This window comes from Microbacterium sp. TS-1, from assembly GCF_000509385.1.
GTDB classification, from domain to species: Bacteria; Actinomycetota; Actinomycetes; order Actinomycetales; family Microbacteriaceae; genus Microbacterium; species Microbacterium arborescens.
Window position 1 is genome coordinate 614,129 of the sequence record NZ_BASQ01000002.1, and the last position, 21,350, is coordinate 635,478.

18 protein-coding genes are annotated in these 21,350 nt (G+C 71.7%); 8 read left to right on the forward strand and 10 right to left on the reverse strand.

The features are described from left to right. Positions 1 to 49 precede the first annotated feature (49 nt). The 3 genes from purH to MTS1_RS15565 are packed head-to-tail and all read right to left on the reverse strand — an operon-like array spanning position 50 to position 3,599. Positions 50 to 1,654 carry a bifunctional phosphoribosylaminoimidazolecarboxamide formyltransferase/IMP cyclohydrolase gene (gene purH / locus MTS1_RS15555; RefSeq protein WP_023955677.1) on the reverse strand — a complete coding sequence of 535 codons (1,605 nt, stop codon included), beginning with the start codon at positions 1,652 to 1,654 and terminating at the stop codon, positions 50 to 52. Positions 1,655 to 1,693: 39 nt separating this feature from the next. Further along, the gene (purN, locus tag MTS1_RS15560) at positions 1,694 to 2,308 is read right to left on the reverse strand and encodes a phosphoribosylglycinamide formyltransferase (RefSeq protein WP_023955679.1); all 615 of its coding nucleotides are present in this window, start codon (positions 2,306 to 2,308) and stop codon (positions 1,694 to 1,696) included. Between the two features lie 4 nt (positions 2,309 to 2,312). Further along, on the reverse strand, positions 2,313 to 3,599 hold the full coding sequence (locus MTS1_RS15565) for a DUF6350 family protein (RefSeq protein ID WP_023955682.1): 1,287 nt from the start codon (positions 3,597 to 3,599) through the stop codon (positions 2,313 to 2,315). An 80-nt stretch (positions 3,600 to 3,679) separates the two neighbouring features. On the opposite strand from MTS1_RS15565, the gene MTS1_RS15570 reads away from it, so the two are divergent. Beyond that, positions 3,680 to 5,116: an NCS2 family permease gene (locus MTS1_RS15570; protein ID WP_023955684.1), complete on the forward strand. Its 1,437-nt coding sequence runs from the start codon at positions 3,680 to 3,682 to the stop codon at positions 5,114 to 5,116. Positions 5,117 to 5,195: 79 nt separating this feature from the next. Here the strand turns inward: MTS1_RS15570 and sucD are convergent, their stop codons facing one another. The 4 genes from sucD to MTS1_RS15590 form a co-directional block, all read right to left on the reverse strand. Next, positions 5,196 to 6,098 carry a succinate--CoA ligase subunit alpha gene (gene sucD / locus MTS1_RS15575; RefSeq protein ID WP_023955687.1) on the reverse strand — a complete coding sequence of 301 codons (903 nt, stop codon included), beginning with the start codon at positions 6,096 to 6,098 and terminating at the stop codon, positions 5,196 to 5,198. A gap of 27 nt (positions 6,099 to 6,125) precedes the next feature. Further along, the gene (gene sucC, locus MTS1_RS15580) at positions 6,126 to 7,292 is read right to left on the reverse strand and encodes an ADP-forming succinate--CoA ligase subunit beta (RefSeq protein WP_023955689.1); all 1,167 of its coding nucleotides are present in this window, start codon (positions 7,290 to 7,292) and stop codon (positions 6,126 to 6,128) included. 134 nt (positions 7,293 to 7,426) lie between these two features. Further along, positions 7,427 to 8,029 carry a DNA-binding response regulator gene (locus tag MTS1_RS15585; protein WP_023955690.1) on the reverse strand — a complete coding sequence of 201 codons (603 nt, stop codon included), beginning with the start codon at positions 8,027 to 8,029 and terminating at the stop codon, positions 7,427 to 7,429. Beyond that, entirely contained in the window at positions 8,026 to 9,288 is a 1,263-nt protein-coding gene (locus MTS1_RS15590) for a sensor histidine kinase (RefSeq protein ID WP_036306215.1), read from the reverse strand. Before MTS1_RS15590 ends, MTS1_RS15585 begins: the two co-directional genes overlap by 4 nt. A 112-nt stretch (positions 9,289 to 9,400) precedes the next feature. Between MTS1_RS15590 and MTS1_RS15595 the strand changes: the two genes are divergently transcribed. The 3 genes from MTS1_RS15595 to MTS1_RS15605 all read left to right on the forward strand — a co-directional run bounded on the left by MTS1_RS15595 (position 9,401) and on the right by MTS1_RS15605 (position 12,390). Continuing rightward, complete coding sequence (locus tag MTS1_RS15595; RefSeq protein ID WP_023955692.1) at positions 9,401 to 9,901, forward strand: hypothetical protein; 501 nt, start codon at positions 9,401 to 9,403, stop codon at positions 9,899 to 9,901. A 76-nt stretch (positions 9,902 to 9,977) separates the two neighbouring features. Continuing rightward, positions 9,978 to 10,586 (forward strand): DUF4304 domain-containing protein, encoded by a 609-nt coding sequence (locus MTS1_RS15600; RefSeq protein ID WP_023955693.1) that lies wholly within the window; start codon positions 9,978 to 9,980, stop codon positions 10,584 to 10,586. Between the two features lie 109 nt (positions 10,587 to 10,695). Continuing rightward, a complete protein-coding gene (locus tag MTS1_RS15605; protein WP_036305969.1) occupies positions 10,696 to 12,390 on the forward strand; it encodes a long-chain-fatty-acid--CoA ligase in 1,695 nt (564 codons plus the stop codon). A gap of 9 nt (positions 12,391 to 12,399) precedes the next feature. On the opposite strand, the gene MTS1_RS15610 is transcribed toward MTS1_RS15605, so the two are convergent. Then, a complete protein-coding gene (locus tag MTS1_RS15610; RefSeq protein WP_036305971.1) occupies positions 12,400 to 13,923 on the reverse strand; it encodes an FAD-dependent oxidoreductase in 1,524 nt (507 codons plus the stop codon). Between the two features lie 61 nt (positions 13,924 to 13,984). On the opposite strand from MTS1_RS15610, the gene MTS1_RS15615 reads away from it, so the two are divergent. Both MTS1_RS15615 and MTS1_RS15620 read left to right on the forward strand, forming a co-directional pair. Continuing rightward, positions 13,985 to 14,650 (forward strand): TetR/AcrR family transcriptional regulator, encoded by a 666-nt coding sequence (locus MTS1_RS15615; RefSeq protein ID WP_023955697.1) that lies wholly within the window; start codon positions 13,985 to 13,987, stop codon positions 14,648 to 14,650. 46 nt (positions 14,651 to 14,696) lie between these two features. Beyond that, entirely contained in the window at positions 14,697 to 15,944 is a 1,248-nt protein-coding gene (locus MTS1_RS15620; protein ID WP_023955699.1) for an acyl-CoA dehydrogenase family protein, read from the forward strand. 23 nt (positions 15,945 to 15,967) lie between these two features. Here the strand turns inward: MTS1_RS15620 and MTS1_RS15625 are convergent, their stop codons facing one another. Both MTS1_RS15625 and MTS1_RS15630 read right to left on the reverse strand, forming a co-directional pair. Next, positions 15,968 to 16,948 (reverse strand): hypothetical protein, encoded by a 981-nt coding sequence (locus MTS1_RS15625; RefSeq protein ID WP_023955701.1) that lies wholly within the window; start codon positions 16,946 to 16,948, stop codon positions 15,968 to 15,970. A 75-nt stretch (positions 16,949 to 17,023) separates the two neighbouring features. Beyond that, a complete protein-coding gene (locus MTS1_RS15630; protein WP_023955703.1) occupies positions 17,024 to 18,895 on the reverse strand; it encodes an alkaline phosphatase in 1,872 nt (623 codons plus the stop codon). 219 nt (positions 18,896 to 19,114) lie between these two features. Here MTS1_RS15630 and MTS1_RS15635 point away from each other — a divergent pair, with 219 nt between their 5' ends. Both MTS1_RS15635 and MTS1_RS15640 read left to right on the forward strand, forming a co-directional pair. Then, on the forward strand, positions 19,115 to 20,272 hold the full coding sequence (locus MTS1_RS15635; RefSeq protein ID WP_036306219.1) for an AI-2E family transporter: 1,158 nt from the start codon (positions 19,115 to 19,117) through the stop codon (positions 20,270 to 20,272). 9 nt (positions 20,273 to 20,281) lie between these two features. Beyond that, complete coding sequence (locus MTS1_RS15640) at positions 20,282 to 21,325, forward strand: ATP-dependent DNA ligase (RefSeq protein ID WP_023955707.1); 1,044 nt, start codon at positions 20,282 to 20,284, stop codon at positions 21,323 to 21,325. Positions 21,326 to 21,350 lie beyond the last annotated feature (25 nt).

Sequence of the window (21,350 nt, forward strand, 5' to 3'; positions counted from 1 at the left end):
ACCTGTTGACTCGACGGGCCCGCAACGGTCAGCGGAAGACGCCGGCGTGTCAGTGGAAGAAGTGGCGCTCGCCCGTGAAGAACATGGTCACTCCCGCCGCGCGAGCCGCGTCGACGACCTCCTGGTCGCGCACCGAGCCGCCGGGCTGGATGATCGTCTTGATCCCGGCGTCGATGAGCACCTGGGGGCCGTCGGCGAAGGGGAAGAAGGCGTCGGATGCCGCGACCGAGCCGGCCGCACGGTCGCCCGCGCGCTCGACCGCCAGGCGGCACGAGTCCACGCGGTTGACCTGGCCCATTCCGATCCCGACCGTCGCCGAGCCCTGGGCGAGCACGATCGCGTTCGACTTGACGGCCCGGCACGCCTTCCACGCGAAGATCATGCCCTCGAGCTCGGAGGGGTCGGGGCGCTCGCCCGAGACCAGCTGCCAGTCCTTCGCGACCGACTCGATGTCGTCGGGGAACCGGTCGGCGTCCTGCAGCAGCAGCCCGCCCGAGACGAGGCGGACGTCCATGCGCTCCTGCCGCCAGTCGGCGGGCAGGCGCAGCACCCGCAGGTTCTTCTTCAGCTTGAACACCTCGAGCGCCTCGGGCTCGAAGTCGGGGGCGACGATCACCTCGGTGAAGATGTCGCGGAGGTTCTCGGCCATCTTCAGCGTGACGGTGCGGTTGGCGGCGATCACACCGCCGAAGGCCGACACCGGGTCGCACTCGTGCGCGCGCAGGTGCGCGGACGCGATGGGGTCGAGCGCCTGCGGGGCGGTGACGGCGATGCCGCAGGGGTTGGCGTGCTTGATGATCGCGACGGCCGGCTTGACCATGTCGAAGGCGGCGCGCAGGGCAGCATCGGCGTCGACGTAGTTGTTGTACGACATCTCCTTGCCCTGCAGCTGCTCGGCCTGGGCGATGCCGTGGCCGCCCGCGCGCGTGTAGATCGCGGCGCGCTGGTGCGAGTTCTCGCCGTAGCGCAGCGTGGCCAGGCGCTCGGCGCGGATCGTCAGGTGCTGCGGCAGCTCGTCGCCCTCGAGCGTCGACTCGGCGAACCACGTCGCGACGGCCCGGTCGTACTCGGCCGTGTGCGCGAAGGCGCGGGCGGCGAGGTCGCGACGCTGCGCGAGGCTCGTGCCACCGGCAGCGACCGACTCGATGATCGCGGGGTACGACGAGGGTGAGACGACGATCGCGACGTTGGCGAAGTTCTTGGCCGAGGCGCGCACCATGGCGGGTCCGCCGATGTCGATCTGCTCGACGACGTCGTCGGGCGCAGCCCCCGACGCCACGGTCTCCACGAACGGGTACAGGTTCACGACCACGAGATCGAACGCCGAGATGCCGAGTTCTCCGAGCTGGGTCTCGTGGCTCTCGAGACGCAGGTCGGCCAGAAGCCCGGCGTGCACGCCGGGGTGCAGCGTCTTGACGCGTCCGTCGAGCGACTCGGGGAACCCGGTGACCTCGGCGACATCGGTCACCGTCAGACCGGCGTCGCGCAGGAGCGCCGCCGAACCGCCGGTCGAGACGATCTCGACACCGGCGTCGGCGAGGGCCTGCGCGAGCGGCAGGAGGTCGGTCTTGTCGCTCACCGAGATGAGCGCGCGGCGGACGGCGACGAGGTCGCGCGCGCGGTAGAGGGCGGGGTCGTGGCTCGGTCCGGCCATGGCGGTTCTCCTCGGGTGCGGTGTGGGGCCTGCGGTGCGTCAGGCCGTCGGAGCGGTCGGGTTCGGGGAAGCGGGCGCGGCGAGGTCGATCTCGCCGGTCGCGATGCGGCGGACGACATCGATCAGCAGACGGCGCTCGACGGGCTTGATGCGTTCGTGGAGCGTCGTCTCATCGTCGCCGGGCAGGACGGGAACGCGCTCCTGCGCCAGGATCGGTCCGGTGTCGACGCCGGCGTCGACGACGATGACGCTCGCGCCGGTCCGATCGGCGCCTGCGGCCAGAGCATCGCGAACACCGTGGGCGCCCGGGAACTCGGGGAGGTACGCCGGGTGGGTGTTGATGATGCGGGGCGACCATGCGTCGACGACGGCGGCCGGCAGCAGACGCATGAGACCGCTGAGCACGATGAGGTCGGGAGCCCAGGCCTCGAGCTGGCGGAGGAGCTCGTCGCCCCACTCCTCCCGCGTCGCGTACTCCCGGAACGGAACCGCGAAGGTCGGGATGTTGAAGGCGTCGGCATGAGCCAGGCCGTCGGCGGGCCGGTCGGCTCCGACGACCACCACACGGGCCGGGAAGCCGGGCTCGGCCGCGGCATCCAGGAGGGCCCGCAGATTCGACCCGCCACCGGAGATGAGGACCGCGACCGTCAGCACCGTCCTACTCTACCCGCGCCGTTCCGGCCAGCCGTGCGGCGTCGTCATCCCCCGCTGCGGCGCCCTCGTCGCGCGTGTCGACGCGGTGCGACGAGCGCGGGCCGAGGAGCGCGATCGTCACACCGATGCCGATCTCGACGGCGAACGCGAGGCCGACCGCACCGGCCGACGGGCCGATCTGGTCGAGTCGTCCGGGCCCGAAGGCACCGGAAGCCAGGAGAGAGAGAACGGCCGCGGCGACGCCGCCCCCGACTGCCACGATCGCCGCGGCGGCCAGGCGGGGCAGGACGGGGTCGGCGGCAAGAGCGGATGCCGGCGCGGGCAGACGGCGGCGCGCCGCAGCACCGGCGACGAATCCGACCGCGACGAAGAGCAAGGCGACGAGCAGGAGCACGGGCGGCGTCGTCGGCGGTATCGCTCCGAGCACCGGAATCCCCGGCACGACGCCCAGCTGGGTGCCGGAAGCCGCCACCGTCGAGCCGGCGCCGAGCGAGAACCCGGGGCCTGCGGCGAACGCGCCGCCCCACACGAAGAAGGTCGGCAGATACGCCGCCTGGCCGAGGGTGACGACCGTCGCACCGATGGCATCGACGTTGGCCGCCTGGAACAGCGAGACGATCTCTCCGCCGCGCACGAGCACAGCGACCCCGACGAGGAATGCTCCGACGCCGACGAAGCCGGTGACGGCGATCGCCAGCCCGCGGGCGCCGGCCGACACCGCTGCCGCATAGCCGGTGCGGTCGAGCCGGACGAACAGCGAGTCGACGGGCCCGTCGTCACCGTCGCGCCACGCGCGGGTCACGGCGCCGAGCAGGGCGGGAACGGCGAAGACGAGCGTGGGCAGCAGAACGGCCTGCCAGGTCTCGACGACGGCGTACGGGGTTGCGGCGGTGGCGGCCACGACGGCCGAGGCGACAGCGACCGTCAGCGTTCCGGCGAGCACCCCGGTGAATCCGGCGCCGGCTCCGGCGGCGCGCGCGCCCGAGCGTGCGGCGAACAGGGCGATGAGCAGCGCGACCGCGAGCGGCGGCAGCGAGAGCGAGAACGAGACGGCGTCCGTGCCGATCCCGGTTCCGACCGTGTACTCCTGCGGGAGGGTCACCTGCAGCGGCACGAGATTGCCGAACTGCCACAGACGCACCGACGCGGGCCAGAGCGACGACCAGTCGGCTCCCCCGCCGAAGGCGACCGCCCACAGGACGGTCAGCGGCGCCAGGGCCGCGGCAACGCCGACGGCCACCGCGACGAGGGCGTCGAAGGCGGAGAGGAGGGCGACGAGCAGGCGATTCATGCCTGATCGACCCTACCCAGCGAGTCTGTGCGTGTCGGGCTGACGCGCGCGGGGGCGCTACCGTCTTCTCGGAGGATTTTGTGAACACTACGCAATCGCGCGCGCCCCAGGGTGCCATCGACCGCTTCTTCGACATCAGCCGACGCGGCTCGACGATCGGCACGGAGGTCCGCGGCGGCCTCGTGACCTTCGTCACGATGGCCTACATCGTCATCCTGAACCCGATCATCCTGTCGGGCAAGCCGGATGTGGCGGGGACGAGCCTCGACTTCGCGGCGGTCAGCGCCGCGACCGCGCTGACCGCGGGCGTCATGACGATCCTGTTCGGTCTCATCACCCGCCTTCCGTTCGCATTCGCGGCCGGGCTCGGGATCAACGCCTTCGTCGCGTTCGGCGTCGTCGGCGAGGTCACGTGGGCCGAGGCGATGGCGCTCGTCATGATCAACGGCGTCATCATCGTGCTGCTGGCTGCCACCGGCCTGCGCAAGCTCATCTTCGATGCCGTCCCCGTGCAGCTCAAGCTCGCGATCACGGTGGCCATCGGCCTGTTCATCGCGTTCATCGGCTTCGTCAACTCCGGTTTCGTGACCTCGACCGGACAGGCCTCTCCCCCGGTCGGTCTCGGTGTCGGCGGCTCTGTCGCATCGGTGCCGACCCTGATGTTCGTCATCACCCTCCTGCTGACCGGCGTCCTCGTCGCTCGCAAGGTCAAGGGCGGCATGCTCATCGGCATCGTCACGGGCACGGTCCTGTCGATCGTCGTCGAGGCGATCTGGCACCTCGGCGCGGCGACCGAGAACCCCGGCGGGTGGGGACTGACCGTCCCGGCGCTCTCCGGCTCTCCCGTCAGCGTCCCCGATCTGAGCCTCATCGGCGCCGTCGACTTCGGCTTCGACCTCGGCAAGGTCAGCATCGTGACCCTCGTGATGCTCGTCTTCACGCTCGTCTTCTCGAACTTCTTCGACGCGATGGGCACCATGACGGGACTCGCGAAGGAGGCGAACCTCGCCGACGCGAAGGGGGACTTCCCGCGCATCAAGTCGGCGCTGATCGTCGAGGGTGTCGGGGCGATCGCGGGTGGCGCGACGAGCTCGTCGTCGGCCACGGTCTTCGTCGAGTCCGGCTCGGGCATCGGCGAGGGGGCGCGCACGGGACTCGCGAACGTCGTGACGGGCCTCGTCTTCCTGCTCGCGATGTTCTTCACCCCGCTGACCTCGATCGTCCCGACCGAGGTCGCCGCCGCAGCGCTCGTCATCGTCGGAGCGATGATGCTGTCGCAGATCGCGCACATCGACCTGACCGACTTCCGCGTCCTGCTGCCGGTGTTCCTCACGGCGACCGTCATGCCGCTGACCTACTCGATCGCCAACGGCATCGGCGCGGGGTTCATCTCGTGGGTGCTCGTCAACGCGCTGTCGGGACGCGTCAAGCAGATCAGCCCGCTGCTGTGGGTCGTCGCCGGCGGCTTCGTGATCTTCTTCGCCCGCGGCCCCCTCGAGGCGCTGCTCGGGGTCTGATAGCCGCCGAAGGCCGCTTCGGAGAACAGCGAAGGGGCGGATGCCGCAGCATCCGCCCCTTCGTCGTGTCCGGGAAGCGTCAGAGCTTCTCGATGATCTCCCGCATGAGCGCGGCGGTCTCGGACGGCGTCTTGCCGACCTTGACACCGGCGGCCTCGAGGGCCTCCTTCTTCGCCTGCGCGGTTCCCGCCGAGCCGGAGACGATGGCGCCGGCGTGGCCCATCGTCTTGCCCTCGGGGGCGGTGAAGCCCGCGACGTAGCCGACGACCGGCTTGGTGACGTGCGCCTTGATGTACTCGGCCGCGCGCTCTTCGGCGTCGCCGCCGATCTCGCCGATCATGACGATGGCCTTCGTCTCGGGGTCGGCCTCGAACGCCGCGAGAGCGTCGATGTGCGTCGTGCCGATGATCGGGTCGCCGCCGATGCCGATGGCGGTCGAGAACCCGAGGTCGCGCAGCTCGAACATCATCTGGTAGGTCAGGGTGCCCGACTTCGACACGAGGCCGATCGGGCCCTTGCCCGTGATGTTCGCCGGCGTGATGCCCGCGAGAGCCTCGCCGGGCGTGATGATGCCGGGGCAGTTCGGCCCGATGATGCGGGTCTTGTTGCCCTTCGACTTCGCGTACGCCCAGGCCTCGGCCGACTCGCCGACGGGAACGCCCTCGGTGATGACGACCAGCAGCGGGATCTCGGCGTCGATGGCCTCGACCATGGCGTCCTTGGTGAACGCGGGCGGCACGAACGCGACCGAGACGTCGGCCCCGGTCTTCTCGATCGCCTCGGCGACCGAGCCGAACACGGGCAGCTCGACGGCGTTGCCGTCGGCGTCGGTGTGCGAGACCGTGGTGCCGGCCTTGCGGGCGTTGACGCCGCCGACGATGTTGGTGCCCGCCTTGAGCATCAGCGCGGTGTGCTTGGTGCCCTCACCGCCCGTGATGCCCTGGACGATGACCTTGGAGTCCTTGTTGAGGTAGATAGACATGTCGTTGGTCCTTTTCGCGTCCGGAGCTCAGGCGTTGGCCAGCTCGGCGGCCTTGTCGGCGCCCTCGTCCATACCGGCGGCGAGGGTCACGAGCGGGTGGTTCGCGTCGGCGAGGATCGCGCGGCCCTCGTCGACCTGGTTGCCGTCGAGACGCACCACGAGCGGCTTGGTCGCCGAATCGCCGAGGATCTCGAGCGCCTTGACGATGCCCTCCGCCACGGCGACGCACGAGGTGATGCCGCCGAAGACGTTGACGAAGACGCTCTTGACCTGCTCGTCGCCGAGGATGACGTCCAGACCCGAGGCCATGACCTGGGCGTTGGCGCCACCACCGATGTCGAGGAAGTTGGCGGGCTTGACGCCGCCGTGCTTCTCGCCGGCGTAGGCGACGACGTCGAGGGTGGACATGACCAGGCCCGCGCCGTTGCCGATGACGCCGACCTGACCGTCGAGCTTGACGTAGTTCAGGCCCGACTCCTTGGCCTTGGCCTCGAGCGGGTCGGCGGCGCCCTTGTCCTCGAGCTCCTCGTGCTCGGGGTGGCGGACCTCGCTGGCGTTCTCGTCGAGCGAGACCTTGCCGTCGAGAGCGACGATGTCACCGGCGCCCGTGCGGACGAGCGGGTTCACCTCGACGAGGGTCGCGCCCTCGCCCGTGTAGACGGCATAGAGCTTGACGAACACGTCCGAGACCTTCTCGACGAGGTCCTCGGGGAAGTTCGCGGCACGGGCGATCTCGACGGCCTTGGCCTTGTCGATGCCCTGCAGAGGGTCGACCTCGATGCGCGCGAGCGCCTCGGGACGCTCGACGGCGAGCTCCTCGATCTCCATGCCGCCCTCGACCGAGCACAGGCTCAGGTACGAGCGGTTGGCGCGGTCGAGCAGCACCGAGAAGTAGAACTCCTCGGCGATGTCGGCGCCCTGCGCGACCATGACGCGCTGGACCACGTGGCCCTTGATGTCGAGGCCGAGGATGGCCTCGGCCGCGGCGAACGCCTCGTCGGGGGTCTTGGCGACCTTGACGCCGCCGGCCTTGCCGCGACCTCCGGTCTTGACCTGAGCCTTGACGACCACGACGCCGCCGATCTTCTCGGCCGCCGCCTTCGCCTCCTCAGGGGTGTCGGCGATGATGCCGGCGAGCACCGGCACCTCGTACTTCTCGAACAGGTCTCGGGCCTGGTACTCGTAAAGGTCCACTGCAATCCTTCGCTGGGCGACGGTGGGTGATGGGGCGTGAGAAATCTCGATGTCGAGATATCGCCCGATCGGAAAGCCTACTACCCGTGTCTGACGGCCCCGTGCCCGATCCCCGCCGAACGGAGGGGACGGCGTCAGATCCAGCCGCGCTCGCGCGCCATGATCGCCGCCTGCTGCCGGGTGGCGAGATGGAGCTTGCCCAGCACCGACGAGACGTGGTTGCGGACCGTGCCCGCCGACAGATGCAGCGTCGCCGCGATCTCGGCGATCGTCTCGCCTCGGGCACCCGCCCGCAGCACGTCCAGTTCCCGGTCGGTGAGGGGGCTGCGCTCGTCGCTCAGCGCATCAGCGGCGATCTCGGGGTCGACGTAGCGCCGCCCGGCGGCAACCTCGCGGATGACGGCGGCGACGTCGTCGGCGCGGCGCGACTTCGGCACGAAGCCGTCGACGCCGGCGCTCAGCGCGCGGCGGAGAACGCCGGGCCGCGCGTGCCGGGTGACGACGACGCAGCGCGCCGGCACCCGCTGCCGGATGCGGGCGGCCGCCTCGACCCCGTCGATGCCCGGCATCTCGAGGTCGAGCAGGCAGACGTCGGGACGCAGCTCGAGCGCTCGCTCCACCGCGCTCTCGCCGTCGCGGCACTCGGCGATCACCTCGAGGTCGTCCTCGAGACGCAGCAGCGCGGCGAGCGCGGAACGGATCATGTCCTCGTCATCGGCGATGAGCACGCGGATCATCCGGGCATCCCCTCGCCCGCCGGCTCCCGGGTCGCGCCAGCGGCAGTGCCGGGCGCTCCCGCGGGGACCGAGACGACGACCTCGAACCGCCCGTCTCCACGGCGGGATCGCAGGTCGCCGCCGGCCACCCCGACCCGGTGCGCGATGCCGGCGAGGCCCGAGCCCGCCCCCAGCGCGGAATCCGGCCCCGGGTCGTTGGCGAAGGCGACGCGCCAGTACCCGCCCTCGCGATCGAGCCTCAGCTCCGCCCATCGACCACCGCCGTGCTTGAGCACGTTGGTCGTGCACTCCCGGATCACGGGGCCGAGGATGTCGGCGGGCGCGAGCACCGCGTCGGCCGCGACGTCGAGCCGCACCGCGAGTCCGGCCGCGCGCAGCAGGTCGGCGGCGTTGGCCAGTTCGTCGGGCAGCGGTACGCCGCGGAAGCGCCCGGCGAGCTCGCGCGTGCCCGTGCGGGCTGCGTCGACGGAGGCGCGGGCCAGGCGGATCTGCTCGCCCGCGGCATCCGGGTCGCGCCCCAGCATCCGCTCCGCGAGCTCCAGCTGCAGCGCGATCACCTGCAGATGGTGCCCCTGCAGGTCGTGCAGCTCGCCCGCCAGGCGCAGCCGCTCCTGCGTCGCGGCGAGGCGCGACTCGGTCGCGCGCGCACGGTCGAGCTCGAGCACGACATCCCACGACCACAGCGACAGGGCGATGGACGCCGGCAGCGCGACCGCGAAGACGAGCAGCGCGAACGTCAGCGATCCCACGCCCGCGAGGGCGCCCTCGATGCGTGCCCGCTCCGCGAACCACAGCGCGACGAGCGCTGCCTCGACGAGGATCACGCCCCGCCAGCGGATGCCGGGCCCCCAGCGCACCAGGCACAGGATCGTCGCGAGGACCGAGGCCCCGAACAGCACCGTCATCGTCGTCGCGCCGAGGAGCAGCGACCCCGCCACGCCCAGAAGAACCGGCCACGACAGGAAGCGGCGCAGGCGCGGCGGACGATCGGCCTCCCCCACGTCGCCGTCGGTGCGGTATCGAACGAGCAGCACGACCGTCGAGACCAGGACGGCGACCGAGCCGGCCGCGTACCCGACGATCACCGCCGGGTCCTCCAGGCGGGTGCGGACCTGCAGCGCCCACAGGCTCCAGATGCCGAGCGCCGAGATCATGAAGAAGACGATGGATACGGCGATGTACCACGAGGTGGCCGCGACCTCACGGGCCAGTGCCGTGCGGCGCGGCGCGGATGCCGTGCGGGGGTCGCGGTCGTTCACGAGGCCCACAGTACGGCCATGACGTTTGTCACGGTCCGGGTCGCGGAACCTCCCGGGCACCGGTGACGCCCCGACACTGCCGCGGACTTCCGGGCGCCGCTGGGATGGATCCATGACCAACCCCCTCGCAGACCTCATCCTCGGCTTCCAGGACCTCGTGGCCCGGATGCCCGACGTCCTTCAGCCCGTCATCGTCGCCCTCGCCGGCGCGGTGCCGTTCATCGAGGGCGAAGGCGCGGCCGGCATCGGCATCATCGGCGGCATCCACCCCGTCGTCGCCGCCCTGGCCGGCGCCATCGGCAACTTCGTCTGCGTCGCCGTCGTCGTGCTCGTGGCCGCCCGCGTGCGCACCGCCGTCACCACGCGCGGCGGGGCCCCCGAGAAGCCGAAGTCGGCCCGCAGCGAGAAGTTCCAGAAGGCGTACCACCGCTACGGCACCCCGGGCGTGAGCCTGCTCGGTCCGCTTCTGCTGCCCACGCAGTTCACCGCGGCCGCCCTGACCGCCACCGGAGTGCCCCCTCGCACCGTCCTGCTGTGGCAGGGAGCGGCGATCGTCATGTGGACGACGATCATCACGCTGTTCATCACCGGTGTGCTCTACGTCGCGACCTGACGCGGCGGAGCACGCCCGATAGGCTCCGCTCGGCGACACCGACACCGACACCGACACCGACACCGAGGAGACGACGATGACCGCGCTCGAAGAACGCCTCGACGCCCTCGTGGCCAATGCTGTCGTCCCGGTGCTCAAGCCTCGCGGGTACCGCAAGAAGCGTCTGGTCTGGACTCGGGAGACGCCGGGGGTGCTCCACGAGGTGACGTTGCAGCGCAGCCAGGGGAACGCCGCTGGCCACCTCCGCGTGTACGTCGAGGGCGCCGTGTACGTCGCGGGCTTCGACGAGGCGATCGGCAGGACAGCGCCCTCACCCCTCTCGCGCGCCACGCCGCAGTACCGCCGTCGATTCGAGGACATCGTCGGATGGCCGGCGCAATGGATCGACCTCGAGACGTGGTCCGACGACGAGCTCGTGCCGCGTCTGCACGAGGCGATCGGCACGCTTGCTGACCACCTCGAGCGCATCGACTCCGCCGAGGGACTCGCCCTGGCGAAGCAGGAGTCGGGCGCGGGCCTCGACCTCGATCTGTTCGCTTGGTGGTGCGCCGCCGGCGACGACGCGGCACGCAGGGCCCAGCTGGCGCAGGCGCACGCGGGTTTCGGGCACGAGGAGCGCTGGCCCCGCCTCCTCGCCGGGTTCGTGCGGGTGGGCGAGCGCTACGGCGTCGCCGTCGCGGTCTGACCCGCGCGGACGCGGCGCCACGGGACCGCCCCTCTCACGGACCGGCCGATCGGCGCGAAACCGGCGCCGTATTCAGCGGCGGGCATGTCGCGGAATGCAGGATGGGGACATGACCGCCCTCGAGTCCCGCCCGTGGCTGTCGGCCTACGCCGACGGCGTCCCCGCCGAGATCGACGAGGTGACGCAGACCCTGCCGGAGATGCTCGCCGCGACCGTCGCCCGACACGGCAACCGGACCGCCCTGGAGTTCTTCGGCGCCACCACGACGTATCGCGAGCTCGGCGAGAGCGTCGACCGCGCCGCGGAAGGCCTGCGCAGGCTGGGGGTGACCGCGGGCGACCGGGTGGCGATCGTGCTCCCGAACTGCCCGCAGCACGTCATCGCGTTCTACGCGGCACTGCGCCTCGGCGCGATCGTCGTCGAGCACAACCCCCTCTACACCGCGCGTGAACTGCGCCACCAGTTCGAGGACCACGGCGCACGGTTCGCGATCGTGTGGGACAAGACCGTCGACACCATCGCCGACTTCCCGACCGACCTGCGGGTCGAGCGCATCATCAGCGTCGACGTCACCGAGGCGCTGCCGCGCGGCAAGCGGATGCTGCTCCGCCTGCCGCTCGCGAAAGCGCGGGAGTCGCGCGCCCAGCTGACGGCGAAGCCGCGAGCGAAGGATGCGCTGCCGTGGTCGAAGCTCGTCCGACACCGCCCCCTGTCGCGTCGTGCGGCGGGACCGACGCTCGACGACACGGCACTGCTGCAGTACACCAGCGGTACGACCGGCATCCCCAAGGGCGCCGTCCTGAACCACCGCAACCTGCGGGCGAACGCCATGCAGGGTCGCGCATGGGTTCCCGGTCTCGTCGAGGGCGAGGAGACGTTCTACGGCGTCCTGCCGCTCTTCCACGCCTACGGCATGACGCTCTGCCTGACCTTCGCGATGAGCATCGGGGCGAAGCTCGTGCTGTTTCCGAAGTTCGACGTCGGCCTCATGGCGGACGCCGCCAAGAAGAGCCCGCCGACGTTCCTCCCCGCGGTGCCGCCGATCTACGACCAGCTCGCGCGGGCGGCATCGCGTGGCGCGATCGACCTGTCACGCGTGCGGTTCGCGATCTCGGGAGCGATGAGCCTGCCGGTCGCCACCGTCCGCCGGTGGGAGGACACCACGGGCGGGCTCCTCGTCGAGGGTTACGGCATGACGGAGTCCTCCCCCGTCGCGCTCGGCAATCCCATGGGCCCCTCCCGCCGTCCCGGCACGGTGGGAGTGCCGTTCCCGAGCACCGACATCCGCATCGTCGACCCCGACGACCCCTCGGTCGACCGCGAACCGGGCGAGGAGGGCGAGCTGCTGCTGCGCGGCCCCCAGGTCTTCTCGGGCTACTGGCGCCGCCCCGCCGAGACCGCGGACGCACTGCTTCCCGGCGGCTGGCTGCGCACGGGAGACATCGCCGTCGTCTCGCCCGACGGCTTCGTCACGATCGTCGACCGGCTCAAGGAGCTGATCATCACGGGCGGGTTCAACGTCTCACCCAGCGAGGTCGAGGACACCCTGCACGCGCACCCCGACGTCGAGGCCGCGGCCGTCGTCGCCGCTCCCCGTTCCTCGGGCGGAGAGGAAGTCGTCGCCGCGGTCGTGCTGCGCGATGGGGCCGAGCTCGACGTCGAGGGTCTGCGCGACTTCTGCCGGACGCGCCTGGCCGCGTACAAGGTCCCGCGCCGGATCGTCGCGGTCGACGACCTTCCCCGGTCGCTCATCGGCAAGGTGCTGCGACGTCAGGTGCACGAACAGCTGCTCGCGCGGGACTGACCGCTCGGGTCAGCGCAGACGCCGCAGGCCCGTCGAGGCGGGACCCTCGATGCGCTCGCCGTCCGGGGTGAACCGCGACGCGTGCAGGGGACAGTCCCACGTGCACTCGAGGTCGTTCCACTCCAGCACGCCGCCCAGGTGGGGGCAGATCGCGCTGACCGCCCGCGTCTGACCGTCGATCGTCGAGACGCCCACCGGCCGGGCATGGTGCTGCGCGACGGTTCCTTCGCCCTCCGCGGGCTGCGCCACCGGGGTGGACCGCCTCGCGGCCGAGGCCCAGCCGCGCGCCGCGACGGCGCCGATCTTGGCGTTCTCGGCCGCGCCGCGGGCGAGATCCGCGGGCACCGTCAGCCGAGTGCCGATCACCGTCATCCACGTCGGGCGCTCGCGCATCCTCTCCCCGCGGAGTTCGCTGGCGATCCGCAGCGCCGCCGCGGGCGCGTTCGTGAGCCCCCATTTGGCGTATCCGGTCGCGAACCGAACGCGACCGAGCGAGCGGGGCATCGCGCCGATGAACGGCACGAGGTTGTGCGAGGTGTAGTCCTGCGCCGACCAGCGGTGGGTCTCCGCGCCCACGGGGAACGTGTCCCGAGCCCACGCGACGAGCTCCTCGAGCTTCGCGAGCTCGCTGTCGGTCCGGCCGACGGGGTGTCCGGCGCCGCCGACGACGAGCTGCGGCGACCGCTCGGGGCCGCCCGCACCGTTTGCCGCCGTCACGGTGCGCACTGACCGGGTGGGGCTGTCGGCCGACAGGTACATGCCATCGGGCACTTCGCCCTCGAGGTCGAACGAGACGCACGCCGACCGCATGCCGCTCACCTTGGCGAAGTACAGCCCGCGGTCGGTGATGGGCGCGCCCGTGGCGAGCACAATCTTCTCGGCGAACAGCGGCCCCGCCGCGGTGTCGATCCGCGGCCGCGGCACGACCCGCACCCGTCGCACGGCCGTGCCCAGGTGGAGCCGGCCTCCGGCCGCGACGAAAGCGGTCGCCAGTGCCGTCAACAGGCTCATCGGGTCGATCGCGCGCTGCTCGTCCAGAGCGACGGCGCTGGTCATGCGGACGGGGCCGGCGGCGAGCTCGTCGGCACCCGCGAGTCGCACGTCGAGGCCCGCCTCTCGAGCCGCCCGGTACTCGTCGGTCACGGCCGCGACACCCTCGGCGCCCTGGGCGTGCGTGTACGCGGTACGGGTGGTGGTCGAGACCCCGAGCTCGTCGGCGGCCCGGGTGATCCACTCGAAGCCGTCGCGGTTCGCGTCGACGTAGGCACGGACGAGGGATGCCGGGTGGTGCCGGCGCAGCGACGACAGCGTCGTGCCCTGCAGAAGCGAGATCTTGCCGGTGTTCGAGCCCGAGGCGAGCTCGCCGATCCCGCCGCGCTCGACGATCGCGACGTCCATCCCGCTGCGGACGAGCTCGAGCGCCGTCGCGAGGCCGGTCAGCCCTGCCCCCACGATGACCACGTCGTGGCGCCGTCCCGGCTCGAACGGCGCCCCGGCGGGCACGGCGACGTCGGACTTCCACAGCGCGGTCATTCCCGCAGTCAACGCCGCGCGCCGGACGGCGGCAAGCGACTTGACACTAGGCTCGGTGCCCATGACCGAGGCCTCCCGCACCCCCGGCGACCCTCTCGTGGCCGCGGCGGTCGCGCTGTTCGACGAGCAGGGGTACGAGCGCACCTCGGTCGACGACATCGCGCGGGCCGGCGGCCTGTCGCGCTCGACGTTCTTCCGGCAGTACGGCGGCAAGGACGATGTGGTCTTCGCCGACCACGACGTCGCGATCGCGGCTCTGCGCGAGCTGCTCGAGAGGCCGAACGAGAGCCCGTGGCGGGCCGTATGCGACGCCGCCCTCGCGGCCTTCGACCACTTCGCCGCCGACGTCGAGCTGGCGCGGCGCCGCTATCGCGTGGTCCGCGGAGTCCCGGCGTTGCGCGAGCGCGAGATCGTGATGGTCTTCCGGTACGAGCGGCTCTTCGGCAATCATCTGCGCGGGCGTCTGCCCGACCTCGATCCCGCCGAGGCCGTCGCCTTCAGCGCCGCGGTGACCGCCGTGCACAACCATGTCCTGCGCCGGCTCCTCCGCGGCGAGGACGCCGTCACGCGGGCCACGGTGGAAGCGGCGCTCGACGATCTGCTGCGTCGGTTCGGCGTGCATCCCGACGGCGGGGCACCCGCCGACGACGACGTCGTGGTGGCCGTCTTCCCGCGCCGGATGCCGCTCGCCGAGGTGACCCGCCGCCTCCGCGCCGACCTCTCCTGAACAGACGCGGTGACACCCAGTGTCATTCGGGGTGATACTGGATGCCATGAGCGATGAAGCCGACCGTCACCTCGACGCGCTCCCCGGCGAGCGCGTCGCGTCCTACGCCCTCACGGGCCGCCGCGACACCGATTACTACGGCGTCTTCGCCGACGTCGACGACGAAGACCGCGCCGCCTGGGATCGCGCCCGGGCCTTCGTCGATGAGGTGGGCGAGCGGATGCAGCACGCCTGGGACACCGCGACCTACCCCCTCGACCTCGTCCGCCGGATGGGCGAGCTCGATCTCTTCGTCGACGGCATCGACCACCCCGAGCTCACGCGCATCACGCCACTCGGCGCGGGCCTGGTGACGATGGAGATCTCCCGCGGCGACGGTTCGCTCGGCACGGCGCACGCGGTGCAGGGCGGGCTCGCGTTGCGCACCCTCGCCCTCTTCGGCTCCCCCGCTCAGCAGGAGCGCTGGCTGCGACCGCTCGCCGCGGGCGAAGTGCTGGGCGCCTTCGCGCTCACCGAGCCCGACCACGGCTCCGATTCGGTCTCGCTCGAGACGGTCGCCCGTCGCGAGGGCGACGAGTGGGTGCTGCGCGGGGCCAAGAAGTGGATCGGGAACGGGGCGTCGGGCGGCATCACGTTCGTGTGGGCTCGGGTCGACGATGAGGGCGACGAGCTGCACGGTGCGGTGCGCTGCTTCCTCGTCGAGCAGGACCGCCCGGGCTACACCGGCACCGTCATCGCGGGCAAGGCGTCGCTGCGCGGCATTCATCAGGCTCACGTGGCGCTGCGCGATGTGAGGCTGCCGGCCGATGCCGTCCTCGAGGGGACTCGTTCGTTCCGGGATGCCTCGACCGTGCTCTACGCCACGCGTTCCGGGGTCGCGTGGTCGGCGCTGGGTCACGCGACCGCGTGCTACGAGGCTGCCGTCACCTACGCCGGCGAGCGCATCCAGTTCGGGCGTCCGCTGGCCCGCTCGCAGATGGTGCAGGAGCGGCTGGCTCAGATGCTCGACGAGCTCACCGCGATGCAGCTCTACTGCCGCCGCCTCGCCGACCTCGAGACCTCGGGCGGCCTGCGTCCCACCCAGGCCTCGCTGGCGAAGTACCACAACACCCGGGCCGCGCGACGGATCGCGCAGATCGCGCGCGATCTGCTCGGGGGCAACGGCATCCTGCTCGAGAACGGCGTCATGCAGCACATGACCGACATCGAGGCCATCCACACCTACGAGGGCACGGAGAGCGTCCAAGCCCTCCTGCTCGGCCGCGACATCACGGGCGTCGGCGCGTTCGCCTGAGCCGCCGGCCGGCGAACTGCGATTCAGCGCGCGCGCCGGCGCACCACGATGACCGCCGCGAGCGCGATGATCCCCGCACCCGCCGCGAGGACGGCGATCGACGACCACGGCACGGCCGGTGATGAGAACCCCGAGGATGCCGCTTCGGGGAGCGGCACGCGATCGTCGCCGAGCGAGATCGGGGTCACGGTGACCTCGCCGGCGGCGAGGAACAGCGGCGCGAGCGGCAGCTCGATGCGCTGCGTCGCCGAGCCGCCGGGCAGCACCTCGAACGCCTCGGCGACGCCTCCGCCGGGAAGAAGCCCCAGCGGGCCCGCAGCCTCGGCGGCACCGCTGGCCCCGAAGCGGACGTTGCCGGTGTTGGTCACCTGGTACTCCACCGTCAGGGTGCCGGGAACGAAGGGGATCCACGAGGGCGTGAAGCTCGCGGTGGCCGCGTCGATGCGGAGCGCCGGAGCGATGTCACCGGCGACCTGCAGGTGCACGCGCACCCCGACGCGGTGCGTCACCGTCACCTCCGATCCCTCGGCGCTGAGCCCCACGACGATCCCCGCGGGGTGATCTCCCGGCGTCGCATCCGCCGGCACCGTGATCGTGACCGGGAGCACACGGGTCTCGCCCGCAGCGAGCGCGAGGCCGTCGCCGTCGAGCCCGCCGACGTCGATCCACGCTCCGCCCGCTTCCGGATCGTCGGCACGGACGTCGTACGCGCCGTCCGCGCCCACCACGCCGTCACCGGCGGCGACGGTGAACACCGCGGGCTCGACGGAATGGTTGGTGACCGCGATGGCATCGGTGATCGCGGCGCCCGGGTCGATCGTGTGGCGCAGCGACACGCGGCCGTCGGGGCCGGCGGCGTCGGCGGGGACGACGCCCCACTCGATCGCGGGCGGCTCCGGCGCCGCGGCCGATGCCGGGACGACGGCGAGCGACGCGGATGCCGTGAGCGCGGCGAGCACGCCGACCGCCAGCAGCACGGCACAGACGGGAAGGATGCGGGGCATGAGGTCTCCGGTGAGCTGGGGGCGGGGACGGGCCGGAGCCCGCCCCCGCCGATGCATCGCTGTCGCGCGGACCGGTCAGTCCTGGGCGAACAGGGTGAGCGTGATCTCGCTGCCGTACCGGCCGCCCGCGGCGTCGGCCGGGACCGTCAGATCCAGATCGGCCCCGACCACCGTCGAGCCCAGGCGCGACGTCCGGTCGGCGGTGGCGAGCGTCGCGGGCGCGGCGAGCGTCGCCCGGCCGCCCGCGGCGGCACCCGCCTCGGATCGGACGATGCGCGGCGCCCACGCGAGGTTCTCAGCCGACAGCGTGCGGTTGCCGGCCACGAAGTCCGTCGCCGTTCCCGCGAGCGTCCAGCCACGCCCCTGGGCGCGGATCTCGTTGCGCGTGTCGGCGACGGTCACGAGCGGCAGCGTGGCATCCAGATCCGCCCCGGAACCGCCGAACGAGACGCGCTCCCCGTGTCCGGCCACGCTCAGGCTGAGCGCGCCGTCCGCCGGCTGGCCGGCGATCGTGGCCTCGAGCGCCACCGCGTCCGCCGAGCTGCGTTCGCCGTGGCCGAGGACGTCGAAGATCGTCTCGCCGATCGCGGTGTTGTCGAGGTAGGCGCCGCGGACGAGATCCCACTGGTCGGCCCGGGCTTCGAGCACGTCGGCCCCGGCACCCTTGGCGAAGAGCGGGACGAGCGCGTTCGTGTGGCCGCCCGAGTGCCACGTCAGGTCGGGGAGCTGCCCCGCTGCCCCCGTCATCGGCGTCCATCCGGTCTCGGCACCGGCACCCGCGCCGGCGAGGTAGCCGGTCTCGTGGTCGGCGGTGACGATGACGAGCGTTTCGTCCCAGCTGCTGTTCTCCTCGACCCACGACTCGACGGCCTCGACGGCGTCGTTGAAGGCGATCTGCTCCTCGACGAGGCGCGTGGTCTGATTCGCGTGGCCGGCCCAGTCGACCGCGCCGCCCTCGACCATGAGGAAGAAGCCCTCGTCGCCCGTGTCGAGCACGTTCAGCGCTCCCCGGGCGAGAGTGTCGAGGTCGGCGACGTCATTCGCCGGATCGGTGTACGGCAGCGCGGTGTCGTTCGCCAGCCCGGGGCGGTTGTACTGCAGGGTCTCGGCGACCTGCGCGAGACCGAACACCTTGTCGGGGACGGCGGTGCCGGCGGCGAGAGCGTCGAAGTCGGCTTTGTCCTCGATGAAGGTGAACGGCGTCGCTCCGGTCGAGACGCGCTCGTAGTCGCGCTGCGCGATCCACGTCCAGTCGGCGGGGCGGGGCTCGTGTGCGTCGGTGTACATCGGGTGCCCGCCGCCCATCAGGACGTCCACGCCGCTGTCGATCATCTCGGCAGCCAGGCCCTGGTAGTCGTTTCGGTCGGCGTTGTGGGCGATGAAGCCCGCGGGGGTGGCGTGGTTGAACGGTACGGAGGTGACGAGCCCGACCTTCTTCCCGACCTCCTGTGCCTGCTCGCCCACGGTGAGCAGGCGATCACCGCCCGGCGCGAAGCCGAGCGTCCCGTTGTTCGTCTTCACGCCGGTTCCGAGTGCCGTGCCCGCCGCAGCGGAGTCGGTGGCGCCCGAGGCGACCCAGCCGAAGTCTCCCCACGCCTTCTCGGTGACGTACTCCGCCCGGCCCGACGCCGAGTAGTGAGACTGGGCCACCTGGACGGGCCAGGTCTCGTAGACCTGACCGGGCGTGGCCGCCTCATGCGCGATCGCGCCGGTCGCGGGATCGACGGCGACCTGGTGCGCGCTCGTCCCGTACTCGTAGAGGCTCGCGGCGTCGAACTGGTTGTAGCCTGCGCCGTCCGAGATCATCAGGATGACGTTCTTCGGAACGGATGCCGCGTCGGCATCGGCCGCGCTCGCGGCGACGGCCGGGACCGACGCGAGGACGAGACCGGCGGCGACGCTCGTCGCGGTCAGGGTGCAGGCGCGCGTATGCGCTCTCCGGTGCATGGAGATCCTCTTTCGTATCTGGGGGGAGGTGCGAAAGCCGCCGCGTGCGGGCGGCACCTCCACCGTCCTCGGCGGGGGTGGCCGCGCGGCGACCTCGAGGCGACGCGAGGGTGAACGGGAGCAACCGCGGAGGTGACCACGATGAATCGCGCCCTGCCCCGCGCGCGGCTCGAGCGCAACCCCGCGTCCGGGGCGGCGCGGTCCGCTAGCGTCGTCGTCATGAGCCTGTTCCGACGCAGACCGCGGCCCGAGATCGTGCTGGCGGATGCCATCGACCGCGACGCCGAACGACCCCCCGCGGGCCTGTGGGCCGACGGCTTCGGCCGGCTCGCGATCCGCGGCGTGCAGATCATCGTCCTCGTGATCATCGCGATCGGCGTCGTCTACGTGCTGCGGCAGGTGTCCGTCGTGGCCATCCCGCTCATCCTCGCGCTCATCTTCGCGTGCGCGTTCGCCCCCGCCATGGGCTGGATGCGCCGCCACGGCGTACCGTCGCTGCTCGCGACGATCATCACCCTCCTCACGATCGTGGTGCTGCTGAGCGGCCTGTCGTGGCTCATCGTCTGGGCCGTCCGCGACCAGTGGGACGACCTGTACTCGCAGGCGGAAGAGGGCTTCCAGCAGCTCGTCGCGTGGGCGCAGACGCTTCCCTTCTCGATCGATCAGGAGCAGATCGACGAGTGGCTGGGCGCTCTCGGCGATTTCGTCACCAGCGCTCAGTTCGGTTCGGGCGCCATCGCGGGTGTCAGCGCCGTGGCGACCTTCATCACCGGAGCCGTGCTGCTGGTGGTGATCCTGTTCTTCTTCCTCAAGGACGGACCCCGCATGTGGGAGTTCCTGCTGCGCCCGTTCCGCGGGGCGAACGAGATGCGCGCCCGTCGCATCGGCGACAAGACGGTGGTCGTGCTCGGCTCCTACATCCGCGGCACCGCGGCTGTCGCCTTCGTCGACGCGGTCGGCATCTTCATCGCGCTGCTCGTGCTCCAGGTGCCCCTCGCCATCCCCCTCGCCGTGCTCGTCTTCCTCCTGGCCTTCATCCCGATCGTGGGTGCGACCCTGGCCGGCATCCTGGCCGCACTCGTCGCCCTCGTCGCGAACGGCCCGCTCAACGCCGTCCTCGTCGTCGGCGCCGTCGTGCTCGTCAACCAGCTCGAGGGCAACTTCCTCCAGCCGGTCCTCATGGGCCGCACCATGAAGCTGCACTCGTTCGTCGTGCTCGTCGCTCTGACCGCCGGCACCGCGATCGGCGGCATCCTGGGCACCCTGCTCGCCGTCCCGATCACCGCCGTCGTGTGGGGCATCGTGCAGGTGTGGGACGGCCCGAACCTTCCGGCCCGCTGGGCCCGGCCCAAGCCCCGCGAACAGCTGCAGGCCTGAGGGATCGCGATGACGTACGACATCCCCGCCCCGATGCTCGCGAAGGCGGTGCCCGCGATCCCGGATCCGGGCCGCTATGAGGCGGGGCTGTCGTTCGAGCCCAAGTGGGACGGATTCCGTGCGATCGTCTCGTGGGACGGCGAGAGCGTCGAGATCGGCAGCCGAGGGGCGAAGCCTCTCACCCGCTACTTCCCCGAGCTCGTCGACGCGTTCGCGCGGCTGCTTCCCGAGCCGTGCCTCATCGACGGCGAGATCGTCGTGGCGACCGACACGGGGGCCGGCCGGCGGCTGCAGTGGGAGGCACTGTCGCAGCGGATCCACCCCGCGGCCTCGCGCGTGGTTCTGCTCAGCCGGCAGACCCCGGCGATGTTCATCGCGTTCGATCTCCTGGCCCGCGGCGAGCACGATCTCCAGGGCGATCCCTTCTCGCGGCGACGCAGCGAGCTCGTCGATCTGCTTCGCACCGTGCCCGATCCGATCCACGTGACGCGCGCGACGGACGACGTGGACACCGCCCGCCGCTGGCTCGCCGAGTTCGAGGGCGCGGGGCTCGACGGCGTCGTCGCCAAGCCCAACGATCAGCCGTACGCCCCGGGCAAGCGCACGATGCTCAAGATCAAGCATGCCCGCACCGCGGACGTCGTCGCGATCGGATACCGCATCCACAAGTCCGGCACAGGCGTCGGCTCGCTCCTCGTCGGTCTCTACGGCGACGACGGCGCGCTGCACGGCGTCGGCGGCGTTTCGGCCTGGAGCGACAAACGGCGCCGCGAGCTGATCGACGAGCTCGAGCCGCTGGTCGAGCGGGATGCCGCCGGGGAAGCGGTCACCGGTGAGTCCGACCGCTCGCGCTTCGCGTCGTCGAAAGACGTCTCGTTCGTCCGGCTGCGTCCCGAGCTCGTGCTCGAGGTGCGCTACGACCAGCTCGAGGGACGGCGGTTCCGGCACACGGTCCAGTTCGAGCGCTGGCGCCACGACCGGGACGCCCGCTCGTGCACGTTCGACCAGCTCGAGACGGTCGCGGCCTACGACCTGGCCGACGTCCTGGACTGACCGCGCGGCCGACACCGCCCGTTCA